This is a genomic window from Magnetospira thiophila, from assembly GCF_054657015.1.
In genome coordinates, this window is record NZ_BAAHXF010000001.1 from 838,814 (window position 1) to 864,559 (window position 25,746).

A 25,746-nucleotide genomic window follows, 5' to 3' on the forward strand; every position below is an offset into this window, starting at 1 on the left:
GCCCCTCACCCCGACCCGACAAAAAAAACGGGTTGTCGGAAAACCGACAACCCAGATTAGTCACGGGGAGGAAAGCTTCAGGCGTAGGCGGGCGCAAAGGCTTTTTCCGGATCGGTGATCGGGCCGTTGTCGCCCCAATAGGGGGAAAGCTTGCGCAATTGAGCAATGATGCCCGGCAGCACCTCGACCACCCGGTCCACGTCCGCCTGGGTGTTGTAGCGGGACAGGGAAAAGCGGGTCGAACCATGGGCGGTGGTGAACGGAATGTCCATCGCCCGCATCACATGGGACGGCTCCAGCGAGCCCGAGGTACAGGCCGAGCCCGACGAGGCGGCGATACCGAACTTGTTGAGCAGCATCAAGATCGCCTCGCCCTCGACGAATTCGAAGGCGATATTGCAGGTATTGGGCAGCCGGTTGTCGGGATCGCCAGTGACGAAACAATGGGGGATGGCCTCCAGCAGCCCATCCTCCAACCGGTCACGCAGCGCCTTGACCTGGGTGGTTTCCAGGGCGATGGCGGCCTGCGCCAATTCGGCGGCCTGGCCCAGGGCGACAATGGCCGGGGCGTTTTCGGTCCCGGCCCGGCGGCCCCGTTCCTGATGCCCGCCGCGCAGCAACGGCCGGAACCGCACGCCGCGCCGCAGATAGAGCACTCCGATGCCCTTCGGCGCATGGAGCTTGTGGCCGGACAGGGACAGCATGTCGATGGCGGTCATTTTCAGGTCGATGGGGATCTTGCCCACCGCCTGCACCGCGTCCGTATGGAACAAGGCCCCGGCATTGCGGGCCATCTCGGCCATCTTGACCACCGGAAAGATCGTCCCGGTCTCGTTGTTGGCCCACATCACCGAGACGATGGCGGTGCGCTTGGACAGCAGCTTTTCGTATTCATCCAGGTCCAGCCGCCCCTTCATGTCCACCTTGAGATAGTGCACCGTGAAGCCGTCCTTCTCCAGATGCTCGCACAGGGCCAGCACCGCCGGATGTTCGACCGCCGTGGTGATGATTTCCCGCTTGTCCGGATAGGCGCGCAGGGCCGACAGGATGGCCGTGGAATCGCTCTCGGTGCCGCAGGAGGTGAAAATGATTTCCGAATCATGGGCCGCTCCGAGCAGCGACTGGATCTGCCCCCGGGCCGTCTTCAGCGCCTGCCCGACTTTATTGCCGAAAGAATGCATGGACGAGGGGTTTCCGAACTGCTCGGTAAAAAACGGCATCATGGCCGCCACCACCTCGGGCGCGACCTGGGTCGTGGCATTGTTGTCTAGATAAATGGCGTCCATGGGAGCGGCTCCTTATGATTTGGTCAGTTGACCGGCGGGCAGGACACGAACGAACTCGCCCAGGGATTCCATGACTTTCTGTTGGATGCCGCCGAGGGTGACCGAGGCCATCTGGCAATTCATGCAGGCCCCTTTCATGTTGACGTAGATGCGGTCTTCCATCACCTCGACCAGTTCCACGTCCCCGGCGTCGGCTTGCAGGGCCGGACGCAGCAATTCGATGGCTTGCTCAATCTTGCGGATGCGTTGCAGGTTGGTCATGCCCGAAACCAGCGACTGCGGCGAGGCCTCGGTCACCGGCAGGGCCTCGGCACTGGGATCGAAGGTCTTGCCCTGCTCGGCCATTACGCGAGTCAGAATTTCCTCGATGCCCTCATGACAAGACGCGCAACCGCCCCCTGCCTTGGTGTAATGGGCCACCTCCTGAACCGTGGTCAGATTGTTGGCGCGGATGGTTTCCTCGATCAAAACGTCATCGACGGCGAAGCACTTACAGACCAGCGCCCCCTCTTCGTGATCGTCGGCCCAGGCCTCGCCCCGGTAATTGGCGACGTCGGCCTGCAAGGCCTCGCGCCCCATCACCGAGCAATGCATCTTTTCCGGCGGCAACCCTTCCAGATAATCAGCAATATCCTGATTGGTGACCTTCAACGCTTCATCGAGGGTCATGCCCTTGATGATCTCGGTCAGCGCCGAGGATGAGGCGATGGCCGAGCCGCAGCCGAAGGTCTGAAAGCTGGCTTCCTGGATCACATCGGTTTCCGGCTCCACCTTGAGCATCAGCCGCAGGGCGTCGCCGCAAGAGATGGAGCCCACGTCGCCGACCCCATTGGCACCCTCCAACACGCCCGCGTTGCGCGGATTATAGAAATGTTCTTTGACCGTCTCGGAATAGTCCCACATGGGTCAGGCTCCCTAGTTCTTGGTGGCGCAGGAGGAGGAAAAAGATTTGCCGCAGCCGCAGGTGGAGGCGGCATTTGGATTATCGAAAGTGAATCCCCGACCCTCGACGGACTCGACGAAATCAACCACCATGCCCGACAACAGGGGGGCGCTTTCCGGGTCGAGGATCAGGGTCACGGCCCCGCATTCGATCAAAATGTCATCCTCGGTGGCGGTTTCTTCCAGCGCCATGGCATAGGTGTTGCCGGAGCAGCCGCTGGCCGTCACCCCGATGCGCAACCCCTTGTAGGATTTCTGCCCGGCCTCCATGAAGCGAGAAACGGCGGCTTGCGCGGAATCGGTCAATGTCAGCATGGTCGGTGTCCTTGTCGGTTGGAGCAAATCTCTCCGAGAATGGTTCGCAAGGAATGTGCCAAGCGACGCAGAAGACCAACTAATTGATTTTACAAGAAAGATGGGGCGGCTTGTTTGTCGGAAACACGACAATGACGGACAGCGCCTTGTCGGCCCGGTTTCAGCCGCTCTACTTCCTGGAAGTTGCTCGCGGTAAGGGCCAGCGAAAATAAAAAGCCCCTGTGCCGGGAAGTCGACAGATAGGCATGAATATGCATAGCAATGTCTCACTCCGGTGTCTCTCCGTCGAACACTGCTATCTAATGCGTTGTTTTTAAAGGGAATGGCGGAGAGACAGGGATTTGAACCCTGGGTGGGATCGCTCCCACAACGGTTTTCGAGACCGCCCCGTTCAGCCGCTCCGGCATCTCTCCGCAATAAACCCATTGGGCAGGCCGGACATGTCGTCCGACGTCCCTTGTTTCCCACCGTTGGCCCGCTATTTCAGCAAGACGGACCGGGGGGAGCCGCGTTTCTACCCTACCCCGCGTTCCCGTGCAAGGCTTCGTCCGCCCTTCTTGTTTTACAATGATTAATTGTCAATCTTCCCCACCAAAAGGTGGACTCATCCGTTATGTGGATAGGGAAATGAAGCGTAAATGTTATTCTAGTGTGGGGTCAGTTTTATTAAAATGCTCAGACCTGCAGTTTTTATGTGCTGTTGTGACGACGGTCACATTTAGGATTTGGGGAATTTTGATAAATTTGATTTCAAATTCAGGGTAGCGCTTTGGGCGCGGTAGGCTTGGCAAGGGATTGGGGTCTGACATGAACATCATGGACACGGGTTTCAGCGGCGCATCTGGCAGCAGCGTGATGACCGCGACGGTGGACGCCGGAACGGAACAGATTGTTCTGCCGGCGGATTTCCCCATGGCAACGGCGGATTATGGCCGCGAAGGGTCGGACCTGGTGCTGACCGGGTCCGATGGCGCGCAGGTCACCCTGGTGGATTATTTCGCCCATGGCGCCCCGGCCACCCTGACCACGCCCGACGGGGCTGAGATTGCCGGCAGTGTGGCGGCGAAATTGGCCGGACCGCTGGCCCCCGGTCAGGTCGCGCAGGCCGTCGAAGTGGCCGCGACCACGGGTCAGGAACCCATCGGTCAGGTGGACACAGTGGACGGCACGGTGACGGTGACCCATGCCGACGGCACCAAAGAGACGCTGGCCAAGGGCGACTCGGTGTTCCAGGGCGACATTCTCGAAACCTCCGCCGACGGCGCGGTGGGCATCGTGCTGGCCGACAATTCGGTATTCTCGCTGAGCGACAGCGGGCGCATGGTGCTCGACGAAATGGTCTATGATCCGGGCAGTCAGGAAGGCTCGGCCTCGTTTGCCCTGCTGACCGGCGCGGCGACCTTTGTCTCCGGCCAGATCGCCAAATTCGGCCAGGACGCCATGGTGGTGAAGACCCCGGTGGCGACCATTGGCATCCGGGGCACCAAGGTGTTCCTGGAGACCGACGGCCAGTCCATCCAGGCGGTCAACCTGCCGGAAACTACCCTGAAGGGCGAGACGGTCGGCGAAATCGTGCTGATGAGCCCGTCCGGTGCCATGCTCGGCACCATCAACAGCTTCGGCGGCGGCTGGCAATGGACGCCTTCCGCCTCGGCGACCCCGTCGCTGCTGCAAATGGATGCGGCGCAGGTGTCCAACATCGTCTCCCAGGTCACCAATTACCTGCCCAAGACCCTGGAAGAGAAGGCCGTGGGCGTTATGGACCGGCTCAACGAGATCCGCGCCGAGGCCGAAGCCGCACAGGCGGCGGGCGACGAGGAACGGGCCGCCGATCTGGAGGCCCAGGCCGAGGAAGCCGAGGCGCAGTTGGAACAGGCGGTGAAAGAGGTCGAGGAAAACCTCGGCTACAAGGTCAATCTGATCAATGAAGAAGACACCCTCGGCCTGGAAGATAGCCTGGATAACTTCGATACGGCGGCGGGCGGCGATGATATCATCGGTGGCAGTGGCCTGGGCAATCTGGGCGGTCGTTCCGGTCTGGACATCATCCGCGGCCAGGAAATCGCCGGTGGCGGTCCGTCTCTGGTCATTACTACTGAAGAAGACAATCAGGTAATTAATCATGTTGTGACTGAAGCCTCTGCCACAGACTTGCAAGGACAAGGTAATGGGCTCGAGGGCAATGACGGCAATGATGTCGAGGGCGGTGGTCAGACGGACGGTGACAACGACACGACGGAGGACGGTACCGACGATGACGGCGGCGCCACCGTTACCGTGTTCTCCGGCCAAGTGGTTGACGGTTATCTGGCCGGAGCCCGGGTGTTCGTCGATGTGGACGGCGACGGAACTTGGGACAGCGGCGAGGACTATACCTTCACCGACGATTCCGGAAATTTCAATCTGTCCACGACCCAGACAGGCGTGCTGACCACCTCCGGCGGCACCGATATCGAAACCGGGCTTGATTTCACCGGGACCCTGACCGCGCCCTCGGGCTCGACGGTCATCACCCCGCTGACCACCCTGATCCAGAATCAGGTGGCGGCCGGTGCCGATGCGGCCACCGCCGAGGCCAATGTGGCGGCCTCCCTGGGGCTGGAGGGTTATGACCTGCTGAACGCCGACCCGCAGGCGCTGGCCGAGGCGGGTGATGTGGAACTGATGCGGCAATCGGTGATGGTCGCCAATATGGTGACCCAGGTGGCCGGGGCCTTGCAGGGGCAGGGCGTCAGCACCGCCGAGGCCATGGCGCAGGCGTTCGAGGCCCTTACCGGTCTGACCGATGGCGGCACGTTGGACTTGACCGATGCGGCCAACATGGAAACCCTGGTCAGCGATGCGGCCGCCGGGGCCGGGGTCCAGGTGGACGCCCAGGCCATCGGCGGCGTGCTGGCCAATGCCAACCAGGCCATCGAGAACATCGATCTGAGCGGTGGCGCGGCGGCCTTCATGGATTCCCTGGCCGCCACCTCCTCCTACATCCAAGGCGAACTGGCGCAGGCCATTCAGGATGTGTCGAGCGGCGCGTCGCAGGTGGATCTGTCCGCCCTGTCCAATCCGACCGCCATGGCCGATGCGGCCGGCCGTACCGGCACCGGCGGGGACGATGTGCTGAACGGCACTTCGGGCGACGACGTAATGAGCGGCAAAGCTGGCGATGATGAAATCTACGGCAACGACGGCAACGACACCCTGAACGGCGGGGCCGACAACGACCATCTGTTCGGCGGGGCCGGGAACGATACCCTGACCGGCGGCACCGGCGAGAACGACATCGACGGCGGCGACGGCGACGATACGGCGGTGTTCAGCGGCCAACTCTCCGACTACACCATCACGGCCACGGAGGACGGCCTGTCGGTGGTCCGCAACGACGGCACCAGCAGCGATCTCCTCACCAACGTGGAGAATTTCACCTTCGAAGGCGACGAGGCGACCTACACCCTCGACCAGTTGATTTCCGATGACCTGATCGGCAGCAGTGGCGATGACGTGATCTATGGCACCGTCGATGATGACGTGATCATGGGAATGGGCGGCAGCGACACCCTGTACGGCTCCGAGGGCGACGACACCATCTACGGAGACGGTTTCAGTGAGGACGGCAACCCGACCCTTCTGGAAGCGGGCGGCAACAATTCCCTGGGCACGGCGCAGAATATCGATGGGGCCTTTGGCCTGTTCAGCGATGAGTTGGTCGATGGCTCCGACACGCTGGCCCATGCCTCCATCTACGGCACCGGCGACGGCAATACCCGTGACTGGTACAGCTTCACCGTGGCCGACGGCGGCGTGACGATGAATTTCGACATCGATTTCGGTCGCGACGACCTGAACACCCTGGGCGAAAATGATGACTTCGATCCCTACATCTACCTCTATGACGCCAATGGCAACCTATTGGCTTCCGACGATGATGCGGACTATGACCCGGGAACTTACGACAGCTATGACAGCAACCTGACCTATACCTTCAGCTCCGGCGGTACCTATTACATTGAGATCGAGGACTATTACGACGATCCGATTCCCGCCAATTCCGATTACCTGATGCAGGTGACGACCACCGGCGCGGTGGCGGGGGCCTTGCTGGACAGTGCACTCGACGGCAACAACTCTGGCAACGACACCCTCGACGGCGGCGCGGGCAGCGACACCCTGTACGGCGGGGCTGGCGATGACGACCTGTTCGGCGGCGACGGCGGATATTCCGAGGAATGGTCGGAAGAGAATGTTTGGGGCGAGGATTCGGAAACGGATTATGGCCAGGAATTCAATAATTTCACCGAAAGCTGGAACGAGAACACCCTGTACGGTGGCTCTGGAAACGATACGTTGACGGGCGGAACGGGCGACAACAGCCTGTTCGGCGGCGACGGAGACGACGCCATTTTCGGTGGCACGGATATGAATACCTACACCGAATACAATACCGGCGACGTCGATCAGGAAAGGTTCTCTCACCAGGAGGGCTCTGATGACGGATACACCTATGTCTACGAAAGCAACTGGCTGAACTGGGATTATGCCTACAGCTTTGCCAATCAAATTATTGATGGCGGGGCCGGAAACGATGTGGTGACCGGCGGGGCCGGTGAAGTGGTCATCTTTGGCGGCGATGGTGCCGATACCCTGACCGGTGCGTCGGAGAGCAACCAGTACAGCGAACTCAATGAGTGGTGGGATTACTCCGCCGGGATCTATGACAACAACGCCTATCAAGGATATGAAAACCTCAGTTATCATTTGGATGACTGGACAGCCACCTATCCCGTGGACCTGTATGGGACCTCCTATGACAGCGGGGATTTCTCCGGTTTCGGCAGCGTCATCTACGGTGACTCGGTCTATTCCTCCGGCGAAGGTGGCTACGACTACGGCTACTATAACGGCGAGGGCGAGGGTGGCTACGGCTACTATATCGGCGAGGGCGAAGGTGGTGATAATGACGTCATCTTCGGCGGCGTGGGCGACAATCTCGTCTACGGCGAAGGCGGCGACGATCAGATCACCATGGGCACCGAAGCCAATACCGGTTCATGGAGCGAGATCGACCTGGACGTTGACGCTGAAGGCGATGGGGAATCCGGTGCCTGGATCAGCATGAGCCTTTCCTTCGCGGGCGAACTCACACAGGAATTCACTGGGGAATTTATCGCCCCCAACGAAGTGGGCTGGGCCTATCAGGAAGCCTGGGGCGGCGACGGAAATGATGTGATCACTGGCGGAATCGGTGACAATCGTCTGTACGGCGATTGGGGCGATGATGTCATCAGCGGTTCCCTGGGCTTCAATTGGAATATCGAGAGCGGCGCGGAACTTCGTGCCGATGTCTACGTGGACGGTTATCAGATGGCCGGTCCGCCCAGTGGGTTCGAAGGCACTTATGAGGAATACAGCGGTCTGTTGCTCGGCGATATTTTCAGCTTCGTAGGTGAAAGCGGGTCCGCCACACTCTACAGCATGGAGGAGTATTTCGCCTACAATCAGTTGGATGGCGGATACGGCGATGACACCCTTTACGGCGGTGTTGGCGACAACGAGATCTACGGTGGTGACGGCAATGACCAACTTTTCGGGTCCACGGCCCTGAATACCATCGAGGCTCATCAGATGGTCACCGACATCTACGGGGACTACACCTCTGATTACACCATCGAACATGCCTACTCCGCCCTGGATGGCGGGTATGGGGATGACACCCTGACCGGCGGCGTGGGCGACAACATTCTGTACGGCGGCGATGGGGACGACATCCTGACCGGCGGCAGCGAGGGCTACAACTACGCCAATCTCTCCGACTCCGATTGGTGGTGGTATGAGGGCGGCGAAGCTTCGGTCGAAACCTCCTGGGCCTACAACTACATGGATGGCGGCTCTGGGGATGACACCCTGACCGGCGGCGACGGCTTCAACCTGCTGATGGGCGGCGACGGGGCCGACACTCTCATCGCGGGCAATAGCAATGACTCCTCGCTGGACGGCGACTTCGACTACCTGATGTACCAAGCCTATAATCTGGGCGAAGACTTCGGCGGCAACAATGGTTACAATGGCGAAGGCGAAGGTTTCGACGGCCTGGACATTGGCAACGACAACATGGGTGGCCCGGACTACACCTCTTTCAGCGAAAACTTCTTCGACAATTACACTCAGTTTGTCTCAGGCAGTGGCGACTTCGCCAGTGGCGAGGGGGTTTACGACAACGTGCTCTACGGCGGAGCCGGGGCCGACACCATGACCGGCGGGTCGGGCGACGACCTGTTCCGTTATGTGTTGGACGACCTGGACTTTGAGGGCGGTAGTCACGATACCATCTTTGACTTCGACGCCTTCAACGACATGCTTCAGTTCGGGGCGAGCTTCTCCTTCCTGAGCTACTCCTCCAGCAGCAGCTCAGGCTTTGGCAGCGGTGCCATGTTCTACAACGCCGGGGCCAGCGTGACCAACGTGGGCAGCGCCTTCAACCAGGCAACGGGCTATGGAGACTTTTCGGGGCAGGTCTTCCTGTTCTTCAGCACCGACGAATCCGGGGATCAGGGACAGCTCTATTACGGCGACTCCAACTCCTATTCCCAGGTCGCGACCATCAACTTCGCCGACGGTTCCTCGGCCAGTGATTTCAGCGGCTCGAATATGGAGGTGGACGGCAGCACTCTGGGAAGGGATGTCGTGTAATACCGACCCGTTTTGCACTCTCTGCGGCGGCCTTTCGGGGTCGCCGTTTTTTTAGGGGCGATTTGGTCGATTGGCGGCCCGAAAGCGGGGATTTGGCGTTGACATCCGCCTTGGTGCGGTTATAGTGCCGCCTCTTCGCGACGCCTTGAAGTGTCGCGTGTTTTTTTCGTTTGATACGGTGAGAAAAAATGTTCGCAGTCATCCAGACCGGCGGTAAGCAATATAAAGTCGCTGAAGGTGATAAGATCACCGTCGAAAAGCTCGAAGGGGAAGCCGGTGGCGCCGTCGAGATCGACAAGGTATTGATGATCGGCCAGGACGGCCAGGCCCCGACCGTCGGGTCGCCGCTCCTGGAGAGCGCCAAGGTCTCCGCCGAAGTGGTCGAGCAGACCCGTGGCCCCAAGATCATTGTTTTCAAGAAGCAGCGTCGGCAGAACCACCGTCGCAAGAAAGGCCACCGCCAGGACCTGACCGTCCTGCGCATCACCGGCATCACCGCTGGCTGAACCGGCCTTGCTGAGGAGAGACAGAAATGGCACATAAAAAAGCAGGCGGCAGCTCCCGCAACGGTCGCGATACCGAAGGCAAGCGCCTCGGGCTGAAGAAGTTCGGCGGCGAAAAGGTCATCCCGGGCAACATCCTGGTCCGTCAACGCGGCACCAAGTGGCATCCCGGCGAGAACGTCGGCATGGGTCGCGACTACACCATCTTCGCCAAGGTCGAAGGCGAGGTGTCGTTCAAGCGGCGCGCCAACAACAAGGTTTTCGTGAGTGTGGACCCGGCGAACCAGGCCTGAGCCCGGTCGCACCCACTGACGTGACAGTTTGGAAAAGGGAGTGGCCGGGCCATTCCCTTTTTTTCGTTCGGAGAGTCGGACATGAAGTTTCTGGATCAGGCCAAGATCTTTCTCAAATCCGGTGACGGCGGCTCCGGCTGCGTCAGTTTCCGGCGCGAGAAATTCATCGAGTTCGGCGGCCCCGACGGCGGTAACGGCGGGCGCGGCGGCCATGTGATCTTCGAGGCGGTGGCCAATCTCAACACCTTGATCGACTTCCGCTATCAGCAGCATTTCAAGGCCAAGACCGGCGGCCATGGCATGGGCCGGGACCGCTCTGGAAAATCCGCCCCCGATATCCTGATCAAGGTGCCCATCGGCACCCAGATCCTGGACGAGGACAAGGAAACCGTGCTCGCCGACATGATGACGCCGGGGCAAAAGGTCGTGCTCTGCCGGGGCGGCGACGGCGGCCAGGGCAACGCCAATTTCAAGACCTCGACCAATCAGGCCCCGCGCAAGTCCACCCCCGGATGGCCGGGCGAGGAACGCTGGGTCTGGCTTCGGCTCAAGCTGATTGCCGACGCCGGACTGGTTGGCCTGCCCAATGCGGGCAAGTCCACCTTTCTCGCTGCGGTCACCCATGCCCGCCCGAAGATCGCCGATTATCCGTTCACCACCCTGCATCCCAATCTGGGCGTGGCGCAGGTCGGCGACGAGGAATTCGTGCTGGCCGACGTGCCGGGGCTGATCGAGGGGGCGCATGAAGGCCACGGCATCGGCGACCGCTTTCTGGGCCATATCGAACGCTGCGGCGTGTTGCTGCATCTGGTCGACGGCACCGAGGAGGACGTGGCCGGCGCCTATCGCACCGTGCGTGGCGAATTGGATGCCTATGGTCAGGGGCTGGTCGGCAAGCGCGAACTGGTGGCGCTGAACAAATGCGACGCCCTGAGCGCCGATCAGGTGAGCGAACGCCAGGCCGCCCTGGCCGCCGCCTGCGGTCATCCGGTCCATGTGATTTCCGCCGTCTCCGGACGCGGGGTCAAGGCGGTTCTGGGCTTGCTGATGGACGCCGTTCATGCGGCGCGCGCGCAAGCGGAAGAAGCCGAAAATCCGGCCAAGGACTGGCAACCATGAACGCCGCCCAACGGGCCAAGAGCGGGCTCGACAGTGCCCAGCGGATCGTCGTCAAGATCGGCTCGGCGTTGCTGGTGGATGAATCCAAGGGCGTACTTCGCCGTCGCTGGCTGGAGGCTCTGGCCGAGGATTTGGTAGCCCTGCACAAGCAAGGGCGCGACGTGATCATCGTGTCGTCCGGCTCCATCGCCGTCGGACGACGCTATCTCTCCCTGGGTTCCCGCGCCCTGCGCCTGGACGAGAAACAGGCCGCCGCCGCCGCCGGCATGATTCGCCTCGCCCATGCCTATCAGGAGACCCTGGGGCATCACGATCTGATTGTGGCCCAGGTGCTGCTGACCCTGGACGACACCGAAAGCCGCCGCCGCTACATCAACGCCCGCAATACCCTCGGCACCCTGCTCGACATGCGCGCCGTGCCGCTGATCAACGAAAACGACACTGTGGCTACCGACGAAATCCGCTTTGGCGACAACGACCGTCTGGCGGCCCGGGTCGCCGCCATGATCAGCGCCGATACCCTGGTGCTGCTGTCCGATATCGACGGCCTCTATACCGCCGACCCGCACCATGACGACAAGGCCCAATTGCTGACCGAAGTGCATGAGATCACCCCGGAGATCGAGGCCATGGCCGGGGACCCGGTGACCGCCCATGGCTCCGGCGGCATGGTGACCAAACTGGCGGCGGCGCGCATCTGCCTCGGGGCGGGCTGTCGCATGGTCATCACCAAGGGGCACGACGACCATCCGCTGAAACGCCTTGCCGAGGGCGCACGGGCCACCTGGTTCCTGCCCCAGGCCACACCGGCCCGCGCCCGCAAGCAATGGATCGCCGGCAGCCTCAAGCCGGTCGGCACCTTGTGGCTCGACCCCGGCGCGGTCAAGGCGCTGCACCAGGGAAAAAGCCTGCTCCCGGCGGGGGTGACCAAGGTGGAGGGCACTTTCGAGCGCGGGGCCGCCGTCATCATCCGCTCGCCGGAGGGGCATGAAATGGCCCGGGGTTTGATGACCTATCCTTCTGCCGACGCCCGCAGGATCGCCGGGCACAAAACGGCCCAGATTGAGCAACTCCTCGGCTACCGGGGTCCCGATGAAATGATCCATCGGGATGATTTGGTTCTGCTGTAGGAGATCTATCGTTTCATGCCTGCTCGAGAGCGTTTAAACTGCGCCCGAGACTCACAATCGTCCATGGGAGGACCGTTCAAATGATCAAGACCCTCGCCGCCGCTCTGGCTGTTCTGACCCTGACCGCCGCTGCCGCGCAGGCCCAATACCCCGGCCCGACCGGCCCCTATGGGCCGCAGGGAGCCCCCGGCAGCTACGCCGGAAAATATCCCGGCACCTATGCGCCGCGCACCATGGGGCCGCGCATGCCGCAACGCCCGCAACGGCCGCAACGGCCGGCCAGAGCTGAGACCGAAACCCTTGTCGAGGAGGGTATCGGCAAACTGCGCAGCTTCGTGATGCAGAACCGGGAAGCCGACAAGACCGCCATGCTCGGTTTCGTGACCTCCGAAATCGCCCCCTATTTCGACTTCAATCACATGACCAAATGGGCCATGGGCCCGCGCTGGTCGGAAATGAACGAGGCCGAACGGGCCAAGGCCGGAGGCTGGCTGACCGAGAATTTTCTCGAAGCCCTGGTCCGCCATATGGGCGTTTACCAAGGGGCCCGGACGCAAATTCAGCGGGCCTACGAAGGCCGCGACGGTCGCGCCACCACCTCCACCGTGCCGGTCACCGTGGAAACCCGGAACGGCAACGTCACCAATCTGGAATTCCGTTTCTACAAGAGCAAGGACGGCTGGAAAGTCTACGACGTGAAGGCCAACGGCCAGAGCGCGCTGATGTTCTACCGCAACGCCTTCAACAGCCGTCAGGGCAACAACCGCCCCCTGCCCCGCCCGATGCCGCAGCAGTTGCGGCGCTAATCCAAATTACCATAGACATGGAAACGGCGGCTCTCGGGCCGCCGTTTTTGTTATGCCGCGCGGGAACGGGCCAGACCCGCCGCGACCTGTTGCTGACATTGAGCGGCCAGCGCCTTGCGGTCGCCCGCCGCCGACGCCGACAGCGGCGGATGGAAGGTCACCTCCACCCGGGCCCCGGGCAGGCCCATCACCGCCTTCAGGTGTGGCCCCAGATCCATGTCCCCGTACCAGCCATAGAGGGCCTGCAACACGCCCTCCAGGGGCCGACCGTCGGCCAGACTCACATAGGCGATGGTCACCGGCTGAATCAGCAGGTCGGCAGACTCCGGCAGCACCTGGGCGACGCCGAACAGCGCCGACTTGAAGGGCAGCACCTCGGCTCCCCGGGAACTAGTGCCCTCGGGAAACAGGATCAACGGTTCACCGCCGAGCAGCCGGTCCGCCAGTTGCTGACGCTGCACCTTGGCCCGTGCCGGATTGCGTTCGATGAACACGGTGTCGGCAATGCGGGCCAGAAACCCGAACACCGGCCACCCGGCCACATCGGCCTTGGAGATGAAACTGGCATCGGTGACCGCACCGAGCAGCGGGATATCCAGATAGGATACGTGGTTGGACACCAGCAGCAGCGGTCGCCCGCTCGCCTGTTGCCCCCGCACCACCAATCGCAGGCGGCAGATGCGACAGGCCAAACCGAACCAGAACCGGCTGAACGGTCGCCGGACCCGTCGTCCGAAAGGATAGAGCAGCAGATAAACCGGCAGACAAACCGCCAGCGACAGGGCGAACAGGCCCATGCGCAGCCGGGAACCGTTCCCGGACGGCGGCAGATCCGTCAAGGCCTGGGCATGTTCGGCCATCGCCGAGGCAGGGGTCATGCGGCTACCAGCATATCCTTGTAATGGCGGCGGTACTTTTCAGTCACCAGATCGGTTTTTACCACAACACAGATGTCCGTGGTATTGAACTGATGATCGACCACCGCGCCGTCGCCGACAAAGCCGCCCAACCGGAGATAGCCCTTGATCAGCGGCGGCAGGCCGCTCATGGCCATGGGCGGACCGGCCTCGACGCCAGAAGCCTGTCGCATGTCCACATACAACCCGTCCAGGGCGCGCGGACGCAGGCCCTCGGGAGCCAGGTGATTTTGATACAGGTAGGACAGGGCATCGGTCAGCACCTCGGGCTGGGTGCCGGGGAAGCTGGCGCAGCCGAACAGCAGGCCGATGTCATGGCGATAGATATATTCGGCGATGCCGCCCCACAGCAACTGCATGACCGCGCCGCTGCGGCTGTGCGGATCGACGCAGGACCGCCCCACTTCGACGATTTCGCCGGGATAATCGGCCAGATTGGCCAGATCGTATTCCTGCTCCGAGTAGAACCCGAAATTGGCCTCGGCAACGCTTTTGCGCAACAGCCGATAGGTCCCGACGACCCACGGCTTGCCGTTTGATTTTTCCTTGTCGATGACCAGAAGATGGTCGCAAACATCGTCGAAAGCGTCGAAATCCAATTTCAGGCGCGCCATGGCAGACGTCGGCTGGGCTCCCATCTCGTCGTAAAACACCCGGTAGCGCAAGGCCTGCGCCGCCTCGATATCGAGGTTGTTTTCCGCCAGCCGCACCTGAAAATTGCTTGCTCTGGACTTACTCACGTTTCCTCCCGCGGCCCCGCAAGGGACTCCCGCATGTTGATCCGAACCCCCGCCCACAATGGGCAGGCGTTCTATCGGTATGGATGACAGGCGGGAGAATCTCAAATAACCGTTTGGTAACGGTTGGGTTTCATTCCGGTGACAAGGAGTATAACAATATGAATTTGCAAAGGGAATGATGCCCCGTCACTGTCCAGATAGCTCCTGCACCGCCGCCAGGACCTCGGCTACGTGGCCGGTGACCTTGACCTTGCGCCAGACGCGGACGATCTTGCCTGTGCCGTCGAGCAGGAAGGTGGAGCGCTCAATACCCATATATTTGCGCCCATACATGCTCTTCTCTTTCCACACGCCGAAAGGTTCGCACAGGGCGCCTTCCTCGTCGGCGATCAAGGTGAAGGGCAAGTCGTGCTTGGCCTTGAAGGTGTCATGCCGCTTGGCCGAATCCTTGGAGACTCCGACCACCACCGCGCCCGCCGCCTCGAAATCGGCGATGGCATCGCGAAAGCCCTCGGCCTGGGTGGTGCAGCCCGAGGTCATGTCCTTGGGGTAAAAGTAGAGCACGACGGTCTTGCCGTTCAGGTCGGTCAACGACAGGGTTTTACCCCCGTCGGTGGGCAGGGTGAAAGGGGGGGCGCTATCGCCGATGTCGAGCGTCATGAGGGGTCCTCCTCGCTGTCCAGGGGGGGCAAGGCCCGGGCCGGGCCGTCGATGATCTCCATATAGTGTGCATGGGCGGTGGCCGCCAGGGCGCGGATCTTTTCTTCCAGCAGATCGAACCGCGCCACCTTCCCGGCGGCGGCCAGCGTCTCCTTCAGCCCCTCATGCAGTCGTCCGGGCTCGAACGGACCGGTGACCACCAACCGCAGAATTCCCTGCAAGGCCTGCCACAGATCCACGGCCTGACAAAGATCGTCTTTCACCTGATCGCGCAACAGCCCGGCCCGGTGCAACTGGTCCAGGGCACCGCGCGTATTCTGACAGAGAATGGTCGGATGCTGCCCGGCGTGACGCAATTGCAGGTATTGGACCAAAAATTCAATATCGACCAGCCCTCCCCGATAATGCTTGATCTCCCAAGGCGAGTCGGTGCCGTGCTCGGCCGCCATGCGCCGCCGCATGGAAGCCACATCGCGCAGCAGGGCCTCCGGGTCGCGGTCCCGGGTCAGGGTCCGATGGACGATTTCCATGATCCTCTCGGACAGTTCAGGGGAACCGCTGACCGGTCGGGCGCGGGTCAAAGCCAGATGCTCCCAGGTCCAGGCGGATTCCTTTTGGTATTTCTCGAAGGCCTGAAGCGACGTGGCGATCGGCCCGGCATTGCCCGACGGGCGTAGCCGCATGTCCACCTCGTAGAGGATTCCTTCGCCGGTCGGTGCGGTGAAGGCATTGATCAGCCGCTGGCTCAGACGGGCATAGTACTGGCTGGGTCCGAGCGGACGGCGGCCCAGGGATTGACCCATCGGGTCCGGTGAATCGTAAATGAAGATCAGGTCCAGGTCCGAGGTCGGGGTCATTTCCTGGCCGCCCATCTTGCCCATGCCGAGCACCACCATGTCGGCCCCCGGGATATGGCCGTGGGTTTGGCGGAACTCCTCCTCGACCCAGGGACTGAGGCGACGGATGGTGCTTTCGGCGATGTTGGTCAGGGTCAGCGCCGCCTCGACCGGGGCGATCAGGTTATGCAGCACCTGGAGGCCGCATTGGAAGCGCCGGTCGTTGGCCCAGCGCCTTGCATTGTTGAGGCGCTCCTCGAAATGGCTGGCCTGCACCAGTTGACCGTCCAGTTCCTGGTCCAGTTCGGCGCTGTCCGGTTGGGCTTCGAAAAATCCCGGGGTCAGCACGTTGTCCAGCAACACCGGGTTGCGGGCCAGATGGTCGGCCAGACGCGGCGCGCCGCCGAGGATGCGGGCCACCATGTCGAGCAGATTGGGATTGACCTGGATGAGCGAAAAGAATTGCACCCCGGTCGGCAGACGGGACAGGAAGGTATCCAGCCGCTGAAAGGCCGGGTCGGGGTCCGGCGTGCGGGCCAGCGATCCGAGCAGGGCCGGCATCAGTTCGGTCAACAACTCCCGGGCCCGCACCGAACGGGTGCAATTGTAGCGTCCATGGTGCCATCCCCGCACCGTCGCCGCCACGGCGGAGGGATTGTCAAACCCCATCTGGCGCAGGTTTTTCAGGGTTTCCGGGTCGTCCTCGCTGCCGGTGAAAACCAGATTTCCGGAGGCCTCCTGCATGGGGTCGGGAGCACACTCGAACAGCGCCGCGTAATGGGCCTCCACCCGGCGCAGATGATACAGCAGAGCGGCAGCGAAATCGTCACGGCCCGCGTAGCCCAGAAAGACCGCCAGATGATGCAAATCCGCCTCGTCTTCGGGCAGACTGTGGGTCTGCTGGTCATCAATCATTTGCAGCCGGTGTTCGACCCGGCGCAGGAAATGATAGGACTCGATCAGTTCATCGGCGGTCGCGCGCTCGACTTGCTGGAGATCGACCAGAACCTCCAAGGCCTGTAGTGTGGGACGGATGCGCAAATCCGGCAACCGCCCGCCCCAGATCAACTGCTGGGTCTGTACGAAAAACTCGATCTCGCGAATGCCGCCCCGCCCCAGCTTCACATTATGCCCGGCCACGGTGATCTTGGCGCCGCCCTTGTGGGCGTGAATCTGCCGCTTGATGGCATGAATGTCCTGCAACGAGGCGAAGTCCAGATTTTTACGCCAGACATAGGGGCGCAACCGGGACAAAAAGTCGTTGCCGGCATCGATGTCCCCCGCCACCGGCCGGGCCTTGATCATCGCCGCCCGCTCCCAGTTCTGACCGATGCTTTCGTAATAGGTCTCGGCGGCCAGCACCGACAGGGCGACCGGCGTTGACCCCGGATCGGGACGCAGCCGCAGGTCGGTCCGAAAGACATATCCGTCGGAAGTCCGCTCATCCATCAGTTTGACCAGATTGCGGGTCAGGCGCACCATATGGGTTTGCAGCTCTTCCGGCTGATCGGTCCGTATCCGGGCCGTGTCGTAGAGCACGATCAGGTCGATATCGCTGGAATAGTTGAGTTCCCGCCCGCCCAGCTTGCCCATCCCCAGAATGACCAGCCCCGAGCCCTTTTGCGGATCGTCCGGATGGGCGAGGGTGAAGGCCCCGCGCGCGGCGGTATCCGTCAAAACCCGGGCGCAGGCCAGCCCGAGGGTCATCTCGGCCAGCGCGCTCAAGGCCCCGGTCACCTGCTCCAGCGTCCAGACCCCGGCCACGTCGGCCAGGCCGGTCAGCAGGGCGATACGCCGCTTGGCAAGCCGTATGTGTCGCGACAGACCCGCGAAGTCAGGCAAGTCAAGCGCCAAAGCCGCCAGCTCCGCCAGGATCCGGTCGAGGGTCGCCTGCGGTCCGTCAGACAGCAGGTCATGCAGAAAAACCGGCTCGATCACCGCGCATTGGGTCAAATAAGGACTGTTCCCGAACAGCGAATCAAGCAATACCCTGCCTTCAGGCGCGGCGTGCAGGGACTCGGCCCACGCCGCCAGATCGGCATCCTTGGCGAAACCGACGGCATCGTGCAGACGCTCCCAGCCCAAAGCCGCATCGTTCGGACGGGCGGGCTTGGGGAGCGATTCCGTCGCTATTCGCAGGGAAGGATTAATCATTTAAGGTACACCATGTTTGTCGAAGACTGCGCGAAGGGATATGTTCGGTCAAGCGCGTCGTAACGGAAAAGCAAGCGTGATCAAGAAAACACTTCGGGGTGCCATACAAATACTGGGCGGATTGGGCGCGGGTCTGACCATCGTGATGATCCTGCTTGCCTGGCGCTTGAGTTCCGGCCCCATCCAATTGGGGTTTCTCACGCCCTATCTGGAAGACGCCCTCAACGGCCCGCATCAGGCCCTGACCCTGCGGCTGGAGGATACGGTCCTGACCTGGGCCGGATGGCGGCGCACCCTGGATATTCGTCTCATCAACGCCCGACTGATGACCGCCGACGATCAATTGGTGGCCCGTGCTCCGGAACTGTCCCTGTCGCTGAGCGGCTATGCTCTGGTCAAGGGCGTACTGGCCCCGCGCCGCATCGAACTGTTCGGCCCCACCCTGCGGGTTGTCCGCCGCCCCACGGGGGCCTGGGAACTGGATATGGGCAAGGCGGAGACCAGCCCCGAGGGGATCGACCTGCGCGCCCTGCTCGCCGACATGCAGATGGCCCCGGACCCGCTGCGCCCGCTGAGCTACCTGACCCGGATCAATATCCATGACGGTCATCTGAGCGTCATTGATCAGGTGCGAAACCTGACCTGGACGGCACCCCAAGTGGACGCGGCGGTACAGCGCGACCGGCAGACCCTGGAGGCCAACCTGGAAGCCCATCTGTCCCTTGGCGACATGATGGCCCGGGTGGAGATGAACAGCACCCTCAATTGGGCCGAAGAAAGCTATGCCAGCGACTTGGAGATTCACGATCTGCCGCTCAATGCCCTGGCTCCCATGCATGAGGACCTGGCACCGCTGGAGGGACAGGCGTTGCCGGTCGCCGGGACGATCACCGTGATCGGCACTTTCGAAAGTGGCGTCGAGGCGATGGATTTCGATCTGTCCGCCGAGGGCGGCGTCCTGCAACTGCCGACTCCCCTGTCACAGCATCTGGAACTGTCCGCCGCCACCCTGCGCGGCGGCTACCTGCGCCAGGAGCAACGGCTGACCATAGCCGAACTGGTCACCGAATTCCCGGCCGGCACCCAATTGATCCTGCCGCCGGAGAACCACCCCGCGCCGCTGCGTGCCTTGCGTGGCTCGGGGCGCATCTGGCTGGCCGATGGACGGGTCGAAATCCCGGGTTTAAGTCTGGATCTGGACGGTCCCACCTTGTTGCTCAAGGGTCAAGCCGAACGGCTGGGCACGGCGACCCATGTGACCGCCGATGCCAAACTGCTCGACGCGCCGGTGGACCGATGGCAGGAGATCTGGCCTGCGGGACTGGCCAACGATGCGCGCGACTGGTGCCTGAATCATCTTTCCGGAGGCCGGGCCGCTGAAGGCGATGTGCATCTGGCCCTGAAGATTTCCGATGACGGGGCCGTTGACGTGGAGCGGGTCGATGGCACGCTCAGCGCCGAGGCGGTCGATGTGGATTATCTGCCGCCCATGCCGCCGGTGCATAACGTCTGGGGGACGGCGACCTTCAACGGATCGCGTTTCGATATTACCCTGAAACCGGTACGCGAGGGAAAACTGACCATCAATCGCGGCACCATCGGCCTGTTCGATCTGGACACGGCGGTCGAAAAGGCCGAAATCGACCTGGATATCAGCGGCCCCGCCCCCGCCGCCCTGGCCCTCATCGACAATGAACCGTTCCGTTTCGCCTCGGCGCTCGACCTGAACCCGGCCAGCGTCCGCGGCCAATCCCGCACCCGGGTTCATCTGAAATTCGCCCTGGCCAAGGACCTGAGGACCGAAGACGTTGAGGTCAAGGCGGAATCCGATCTGACCGACGTACATATGTCCAAGATCGTCCTCGACATGGATCTGTCTCAGGGCAAGCTGCATTTGACGGCCGACAACAAGGGCATGGAACTGCGCGGCGAGGCGCTGATGGGCAGCATCCCCGCCTCGCTGTCCTGGCGGGAGCATTTCAGCCTGCCGCGTCCGTTCATTCGGCGCTATCATGTGCAGGGCACCCTGTCTGACAGCCAGCGGACCGACGAGATCGGCCTGCAATTCGCTCCCTTTACCCGTGATTTCATGACCGGCCCGGCGGCGGCGGAAGTGCGCTACACGGTGCAGGACAACCATGACAGCCTGCTTCAGGCGCGTCTGGATTTGCGCGACATGGCGCTGTCCCTCTCCGGGCTCGGCTGGTCCAAGCCTCCCGGTCGCGACGGGCAGGCGGAGGCGGTGCTGCATCTGCGCGATGATCAATTGATCGAAGTACCGAGCTTCCATGTGCGCGCCGGAGACCTCTCCATCCAGGGCCAGGCCAAGTTCGGCCCCGGCGAAACCACCCTGCGCAGCGTGCAATTCGACAAGTTCGCTTATGGCCACACCAACCTGTCGGGCCTCGTGGTGCCGCGCGACGGGGGCGGCTGGGACGCCAATTTCGAAGGCGAGAGCTTCGACATGGCGAGCCTGTTGGACAATCTGTCCAACCCGCACCCCGAGGGTGAAACGGAAAACCGCGACTTGCCGCCGGTGACCCTCTCGACCACCGTCGAACACCTGTGGCTTGGCGAGGGACGGGAACTGACCCGGATTGCCGGAGCCATGAACTTCGATGGTGAGAAGTGGCGCGGCATCCGCATGCAGGGCAAGGTCGGTGGGGATCAGGACATCACCCTGGTTATCAAGCCGGAGGGGGAAAAGCGTCTGCTGGAAGTCCAGTCCACCGACGCCGGCGCGGCCTTGCGGGCCTTTGATCTCTATGACCGCATGGTCGGCGGCAGCCTGGACCTGGACGGCGAATTTCACGACCGCTTTTTGGATTCTCCGTTGTCCGGGACGCTGAATGTCAGCGATTTTCGTCTGCTCAAGGCCCCGACCATCGCCAAACTGGTCAGCTACATGTCCATCACCGGGGTTCTGGAAGCCCTGGACGGGGAAGAAGGGCTGAAATTCAGCACCCTCGAACTGCCTTTCCTCTATCGCGAGGGCAGCATCGAGGTCAAAGACGGCAAGGCCACCGGCCTCAGCCTGGGCGGCACCCTGTCCGGCAAGTACAATCTGCGCGAAGGGTTGGTGGATTTTTCGGGCACACTGGTTCCGGCCTATGCCCTCAACGCCGCCTTGGGCAAAATCCCGGTGCTGGGCGATCTGTTTACCGGCGGCGAGAAAGGCAGCGGCGTATTCGCGGCCACTTATAAGGTCAAAGGGGGCATCGAAGACCCAGAGGTGAACGTCAATGCCCTGTCGGCCCTGGCTCCCGGCTTTCTGCGCAATCTGTTCGGCGTGCTCGACGGGGCGACCGAGGAGGCCAAGACCCCCGATGACGGCCTGCGCCCCCCCAAAGCCAATTGACGTTTAATCATTCGGGCGCAGGTCAATGACCCGCTTGGCCTTTCCCATGGAGCGCTCAATGGCCCCGGCCCGACCGATACGGACCTTGGTGGTGACCCCGATCATGGCCTTGATGTGCTGTTGCAGGGCCTTTCCGGCGGCCTCTTTCTGGGATTCATCATCGCCCTGGCGCAATTCGCCGAGCACCGTCAGTTGATCGAGGCGGCCGTCGCGGCGGAGTTCGAGCTGATAGTGCGGCCCCAACAAATCATTCTTCAGGATCAGTTCCTCGATCTGGCTGGGGAACACGTTGACCCCGCGCAGGATCAGCATGTCGTCGGAACGGCCGGTGATCTTGTCCATGCGGCGCATGGTTCGGGCGCTGCCGGGACGCAACCGGGTTAAATCTCGGGTCCGGTAGCGGATGATCGGCATGGCCTCCTTGGTCAGCGAGGTGAACACCAGTTCGCCGATTTCGCCATCGGGCAACACCTCGCCGGTCACCGGGTCGATGATCTCCGGATAGAAATGATCCTCCCAGATATGCAGCCCGTCCTTGGTTTCGATGCATTCATTGGCGACGCCGGGGCCGATGACCTCGGACAGGCCGTAAATGTCGATGGCATCAATGCCGACCCGGGTTTCCAACTCCGTCCGCATGTTCTGGGTCCAGGGTTCGGCCCCGAAGATGCCGATGCGCAGGGAACAAAGGGCCGGGTCCATTTTCTGCCGCTCCATCTCGTCAAGAATGACCAGCATGTAGGACGGCGTGACCATGATGATGTCGGGCTTGAAGTCGCGGATCAATTGGACCTGTTTTTCCGTCTGGCCGCCGGACATGGGAATCACCGTGCAGCCCAGCCGCTCGGCCCCGTAATGGGCACCCAGGCCGCCGGTGAACAGGCCATAGCCATAGGTCACCTGCACCTTGTCCGTCCTTCGCCCGCCGGAAGCACGGATGGAACGGGCCATCACATCGGCCCACATATGAATGTCCTTTTGCGTATAGCCGACCACCGTCGGCTGGCCGGTGGTGCCCGACGAGGCATGGATGCGCACCACCTGATCCATGGGCACGGCGAACCAGTCGTAAGGATAGTTCTGGCGCAGATCTTCCTTGGCGGTGAAGGGAAATTTGGCCAGATCTTCCAGGGTGGTCAGATCGTCCGGGGTGACCCCGCTGGCAACGCATTTGGCGCGGTAATGGGCCACATTGTCATAGGTATGGCGGACGCTCCATTTCAGGCGCTGGAGCTGCAAGGCGGCGATTTCGTCGCGGCTGGCAATTTCGATGGCATCCAGCTCTTCGCGGCGCGGCGGCTCGGTGCGTTTCATGACGGCGTCTCCCCTAATCGTCAGTCAAATCTGGGCCGATTGTAGGAGGTTGCGACCGCCCTGACAAACAGAGTCACGCCGGTTTATTGGATTGATCGAGCAGTTTGAGGCAGGCCCGCACCAGGGCGTCTTCGGCTTCCGCGCCCGGCTCCAGAATCTCCCGCACTTCGGCCACCGAGCGCAGGCCCTGCCACTGCGGCAACCGGCCATCGGGGAGGATCAGGCTCATGGACCAATCGGCGAAGGCGCGCTTTTGGATCTCCCGCACATTGATCACCTGCAAATCGTGATGCCGAAAATCCCGGCGAATTTGCGCCACCAGACTTTCCACGTCGGGTTTTTGCCCTTCGAGTATTTGCGTAAAACAGCCGTTCACATAGACCAGAACCCCGGTAATCCGCTTGGTTTTATTTTTTTCCTGAGCCCGCAGCAGGATGGCTTGCAGATCCTCATCATTCAGGGAGTCGGCGGCAAACGAGGAATAGATGAGTCGGACGAGCATGGAGGCTGACCTGTGGTTTGAGATATTTAACACTCTAACGATTTACGTTTTGGCGGACAAGCGGAGGCTCATCGCAGTGGTGGGAAAAGCCTTCGAGACCCGCAACATTGCTCCTATACTCGATGGGAACGGAAACAACCCCACAGGACCGGCACCCATGACAGTCCCCCTCTGGCAGCCTTCCGCCGACCGCATTGCCGCCACCGCCCTCGCCCGCTTCATGGAAGGTGCCGAAGGCTTCCAGGGCCAAACTTATGACGACCTTTGGGCTTGGTCGGTCGATCAGCCGGACCTGTTCTGGCGCGCCGTATGGAACTTCTGCGATATACGCGGCGCGGCGGGAGCGTTGGAGCCGGTGCTGGAGCATCGCGACGACCTCGTCCAGTCGCGGTTTTTTCCCCAGGTCACCTTGAATTTCGCTGAGAATCTATTGCGACGGCGCGGACCGGAGGCGGCCATGATCTCCCATGGGGAGGACGGCGGGCGGCGGGAACTGTCCTGGGACGACCTGCACGACCGGGTGGCGCGCCTGAGCCGGGCCTTACAAGCCCATGGGGTCGCCCGGGGCGACCGGGTAGCCGGTTTTTTACCGAATATTCCTGAAACGATCATTTCTTTTCTCGCCACCGCCAGCATCGGCGCCATCTGGTCTTCCTGCTCGCCGGATTTCGGAGTCAATGGGGTTTTTGACCGTTTCGGCCAAATCGAGCCCAAGGTGTTGATCTGTGCCGATGGCTATCACTACAACGGCAAGCGGTTCGATAGTCTGCCCACCGTATCCAGGCTCATTCCGCAACTGCCCAGCCTGCGGGCGGTGCTGGTGGTGCCCTTTACCGATCCCCGGGCCGACCTATCGTCCCTGGGCCCTATGGCGCAACACTGGGAAGACACCCTGGCCCGACAATCGGGCGATCCCATTTCGTTTGTTCCGGTGCCCTTCAATGATCCGCTGGTGATCATGTTTTCTTCCGGCACCACCGGGGTTCCCAAATGTATCGTCCATCGCACCGGCGGGGTGCTGTTGCAACATCTGAAAGAACATCGCCTTCAATGCGACATCGGCCCCGGGGATCTTTTTTTCTATTTTACCACCTGTGGCTGGATGATGTGGAACTGGCTGGTTTCGGGGCTCGCCTCCGAGGCGACGCTGGTGCTGTTCGATGGCTCGCCTTTCTTTCCCGATGGCAATCGTCTGGCCGACATCGCCGCCCGGGAACAGGTCACCCATTTCGGCACCTCGGCCAAATATTTGGACGCCTGCGCCAAAGAGGGCGTCGCCCCGGCACGCAGCCACGACCTCACGGCCTTGCGGGTACTGCTGTCCACCGGCTCGCCCCTGTCGCCCGAGGGATTCGATTATGTCTATCGCGACTGGAAGCCCGATGTTTGCCTGTCCTCCATCGCCGGAGGCACCGATATCGTCGGCTGTTTTGTCGGCGGCAACCCCATCGGGCCGGTCTATCGCGGTCAGTGCCAGAAGCGCCATTTGGGCATGAACGTCAAAGTATTCGACGAACACGGCCAGCCCCTCACCGGAGAACCCGGGGAACTGGTCTGCCTTTCGCCCCACCCCTCCATGCCCTGGGGGTTTTGGAACGACTCAGAAAGAACTAAATACCGGACCGCCTATTTCGAAAAATTCCCCGGCGTTTGGCATCACGGCGACCGGGTGGAACTGACGCCCGAAGGCGGCATGATCTTCCATGGCCGCTCCGACGCCACCCTCAACCCGGGCGGCGTGCGCATTGGCACGGCGGAAATCTACCGGCAGGTGGAGCGCATTCCCGAAGTCTTGGAATCGTTGGTGGTCGGTCAGGACTGGCAGGATGATGTGCGGGTGATTTTGTTCGTCCGCCTGCGCGACGGTGTCCCTTTGGACGACGCCCTCATCCAACGCATCCGCACCGAAATCCGCACCAACACCACCCCCCGCCACGTCCCGGCCAAGGTCCTGGCCGTTACCGATATCCCGCGCACCAAGTCCGGCAAGATCGTCGAACTGGCCGTCCGCGACATCATCCACAACCGCCCAGTCAAAAACATCCACGCGCTCGCCAACCCGCAGGCGTTGGATCTGTTTCGTGATAGAGTGGAATTGATGGAGTGAGGGAGGAACATTCAGGGGTAAACTGTCGCTGCAACTGCATAATTAATGCACCGTCACCGTAATCCAAACCGTATCACTGAGCA

General features: G+C 61.9%; 17 protein-coding genes and 1 tRNA gene. 8 read left to right on the forward strand and 10 right to left on the reverse strand.

All coding sequences use genetic code 11. The features are described from left to right. Positions 1 to 77: 77 nt before the first annotated feature. The 4 genes from nifS to ACYQ1P_RS04110 form a co-directional block, all read right to left on the reverse strand. Positions 78 to 1,286: a cysteine desulfurase NifS gene (nifS, locus tag ACYQ1P_RS04095; protein WP_460019098.1), complete on the reverse strand. Its 1,209-nt coding sequence runs from the start codon at positions 1,284 to 1,286 to the stop codon at positions 78 to 80. Between the two features lie 12 nt (positions 1,287 to 1,298). Then, complete coding sequence (nifU, locus tag ACYQ1P_RS04100; RefSeq protein WP_460019099.1) at positions 1,299 to 2,189, reverse strand: Fe-S cluster assembly protein NifU; 891 nt, start codon at positions 2,187 to 2,189, stop codon at positions 1,299 to 1,301. Between the two features lie 12 nt (positions 2,190 to 2,201). Further along, the gene (locus ACYQ1P_RS04105; protein WP_460019100.1) at positions 2,202 to 2,543 is read right to left on the reverse strand and encodes a HesB/IscA family protein; all 342 of its coding nucleotides are present in this window, start codon (positions 2,541 to 2,543) and stop codon (positions 2,202 to 2,204) included. A 323-nt stretch (positions 2,544 to 2,866) separates the two neighbouring features. After that, a tRNA-Ser gene (locus ACYQ1P_RS04110) sits at positions 2,867 to 2,956 on the reverse strand. A 394-nt stretch (positions 2,957 to 3,350) separates the two neighbouring features. On the opposite strand from ACYQ1P_RS04110, the gene ACYQ1P_RS04115 reads away from it, so the two are divergent. From ACYQ1P_RS04115 to ACYQ1P_RS04140, 6 genes are all read left to right on the forward strand, one after another. Then, entirely contained in the window at positions 3,351 to 9,224 is a 5,874-nt protein-coding gene (locus ACYQ1P_RS04115; RefSeq protein ID WP_460019101.1) for a FecR domain-containing protein, read from the forward strand. A gap of 188 nt (positions 9,225 to 9,412) precedes the next feature. Next, a complete protein-coding gene (gene rplU / locus ACYQ1P_RS04120) occupies positions 9,413 to 9,730 on the forward strand; it encodes a 50S ribosomal protein L21 (RefSeq protein ID WP_460019102.1) in 318 nt (105 codons plus the stop codon). A gap of 26 nt (positions 9,731 to 9,756) precedes the next feature. Continuing rightward, entirely contained in the window at positions 9,757 to 10,020 is a 264-nt protein-coding gene (gene rpmA / locus ACYQ1P_RS04125) for a 50S ribosomal protein L27 (RefSeq protein ID WP_460019103.1), read from the forward strand. An 81-nt stretch (positions 10,021 to 10,101) separates the two neighbouring features. Next, positions 10,102 to 11,139, forward strand: coding sequence for a GTPase ObgE (gene obgE, locus ACYQ1P_RS04130; protein WP_460019104.1), 1,038 nt, complete (start codon positions 10,102 to 10,104; stop codon positions 11,137 to 11,139). After that, positions 11,136 to 12,269 carry a glutamate 5-kinase gene (gene proB / locus ACYQ1P_RS04135; protein ID WP_460019105.1) on the forward strand — a complete coding sequence of 378 codons (1,134 nt, stop codon included), beginning with the start codon at positions 11,136 to 11,138 and terminating at the stop codon, positions 12,267 to 12,269. The genes obgE and proB overlap by 4 nt, the downstream gene beginning before the upstream one ends. A gap of 80 nt (positions 12,270 to 12,349) precedes the next feature. Next, the gene (locus ACYQ1P_RS04140) at positions 12,350 to 13,075 is read left to right on the forward strand and encodes an MlaC/ttg2D family ABC transporter substrate-binding protein (RefSeq protein WP_460019106.1); all 726 of its coding nucleotides are present in this window, start codon (positions 12,350 to 12,352) and stop codon (positions 13,073 to 13,075) included. A 50-nt stretch (positions 13,076 to 13,125) separates the two neighbouring features. Here the strand turns inward: ACYQ1P_RS04140 and ACYQ1P_RS04145 are convergent, their stop codons facing one another. The 4 genes from ACYQ1P_RS04145 to ACYQ1P_RS04160 form a co-directional block, all read right to left on the reverse strand. Then, complete coding sequence (locus ACYQ1P_RS04145; RefSeq protein ID WP_460019107.1) at positions 13,126 to 13,953, reverse strand: lysophospholipid acyltransferase family protein; 828 nt, start codon at positions 13,951 to 13,953, stop codon at positions 13,126 to 13,128. Next, complete coding sequence (locus ACYQ1P_RS04150) at positions 13,950 to 14,732, reverse strand: GNAT family N-acetyltransferase (RefSeq protein ID WP_460019108.1); 783 nt, start codon at positions 14,730 to 14,732, stop codon at positions 13,950 to 13,952. The genes ACYQ1P_RS04145 and ACYQ1P_RS04150 overlap by 4 nt, the downstream gene beginning before the upstream one ends. 186 nt (positions 14,733 to 14,918) lie before the next feature. Further along, positions 14,919 to 15,392, reverse strand: coding sequence for a thioredoxin-dependent thiol peroxidase (gene bcp / locus ACYQ1P_RS04155; RefSeq protein WP_460019109.1), 474 nt, complete (start codon positions 15,390 to 15,392; stop codon positions 14,919 to 14,921). Further along, complete coding sequence (locus tag ACYQ1P_RS04160; protein WP_460019110.1) at positions 15,389 to 18,382, reverse strand: bifunctional [glutamine synthetase] adenylyltransferase/[glutamine synthetase]-adenylyl-L-tyrosine phosphorylase; 2,994 nt, start codon at positions 18,380 to 18,382, stop codon at positions 15,389 to 15,391. The genes bcp and ACYQ1P_RS04160 overlap by 4 nt, the downstream gene beginning before the upstream one ends. A 76-nt stretch (positions 18,383 to 18,458) precedes the next feature. Between ACYQ1P_RS04160 and ACYQ1P_RS04165 the strand changes: the two genes are divergently transcribed. After that, positions 18,459 to 21,740, forward strand: coding sequence for a YhdP family protein (locus ACYQ1P_RS04165; protein ID WP_460019111.1), 3,282 nt, complete (start codon positions 18,459 to 18,461; stop codon positions 21,738 to 21,740). Positions 21,741 to 21,743: 3 nt separating this feature from the next. On the opposite strand, the gene paaK is transcribed toward ACYQ1P_RS04165, so the two are convergent. Both paaK and ACYQ1P_RS04175 read right to left on the reverse strand, forming a co-directional pair. Further along, positions 21,744 to 23,054 (reverse strand): phenylacetate--CoA ligase PaaK, encoded by a 1,311-nt coding sequence (paaK, locus tag ACYQ1P_RS04170; protein ID WP_460019112.1) that lies wholly within the window; start codon positions 23,052 to 23,054, stop codon positions 21,744 to 21,746. Positions 23,055 to 23,127: 73 nt separating this feature from the next. Beyond that, complete coding sequence (locus tag ACYQ1P_RS04175; RefSeq protein WP_460019113.1) at positions 23,128 to 23,556, reverse strand: BLUF domain-containing protein; 429 nt, start codon at positions 23,554 to 23,556, stop codon at positions 23,128 to 23,130. A gap of 157 nt (positions 23,557 to 23,713) precedes the next feature. Here ACYQ1P_RS04175 and ACYQ1P_RS04180 point away from each other — a divergent pair, with 157 nt between their 5' ends. Next, positions 23,714 to 25,663, forward strand: a complete 1,950-nt coding sequence (locus ACYQ1P_RS04180) for an acetoacetate--CoA ligase (RefSeq protein ID WP_460019114.1) — start codon at positions 23,714 to 23,716, stop codon at positions 25,661 to 25,663. Positions 25,664 to 25,746: the final 83 nt, after the last annotated feature.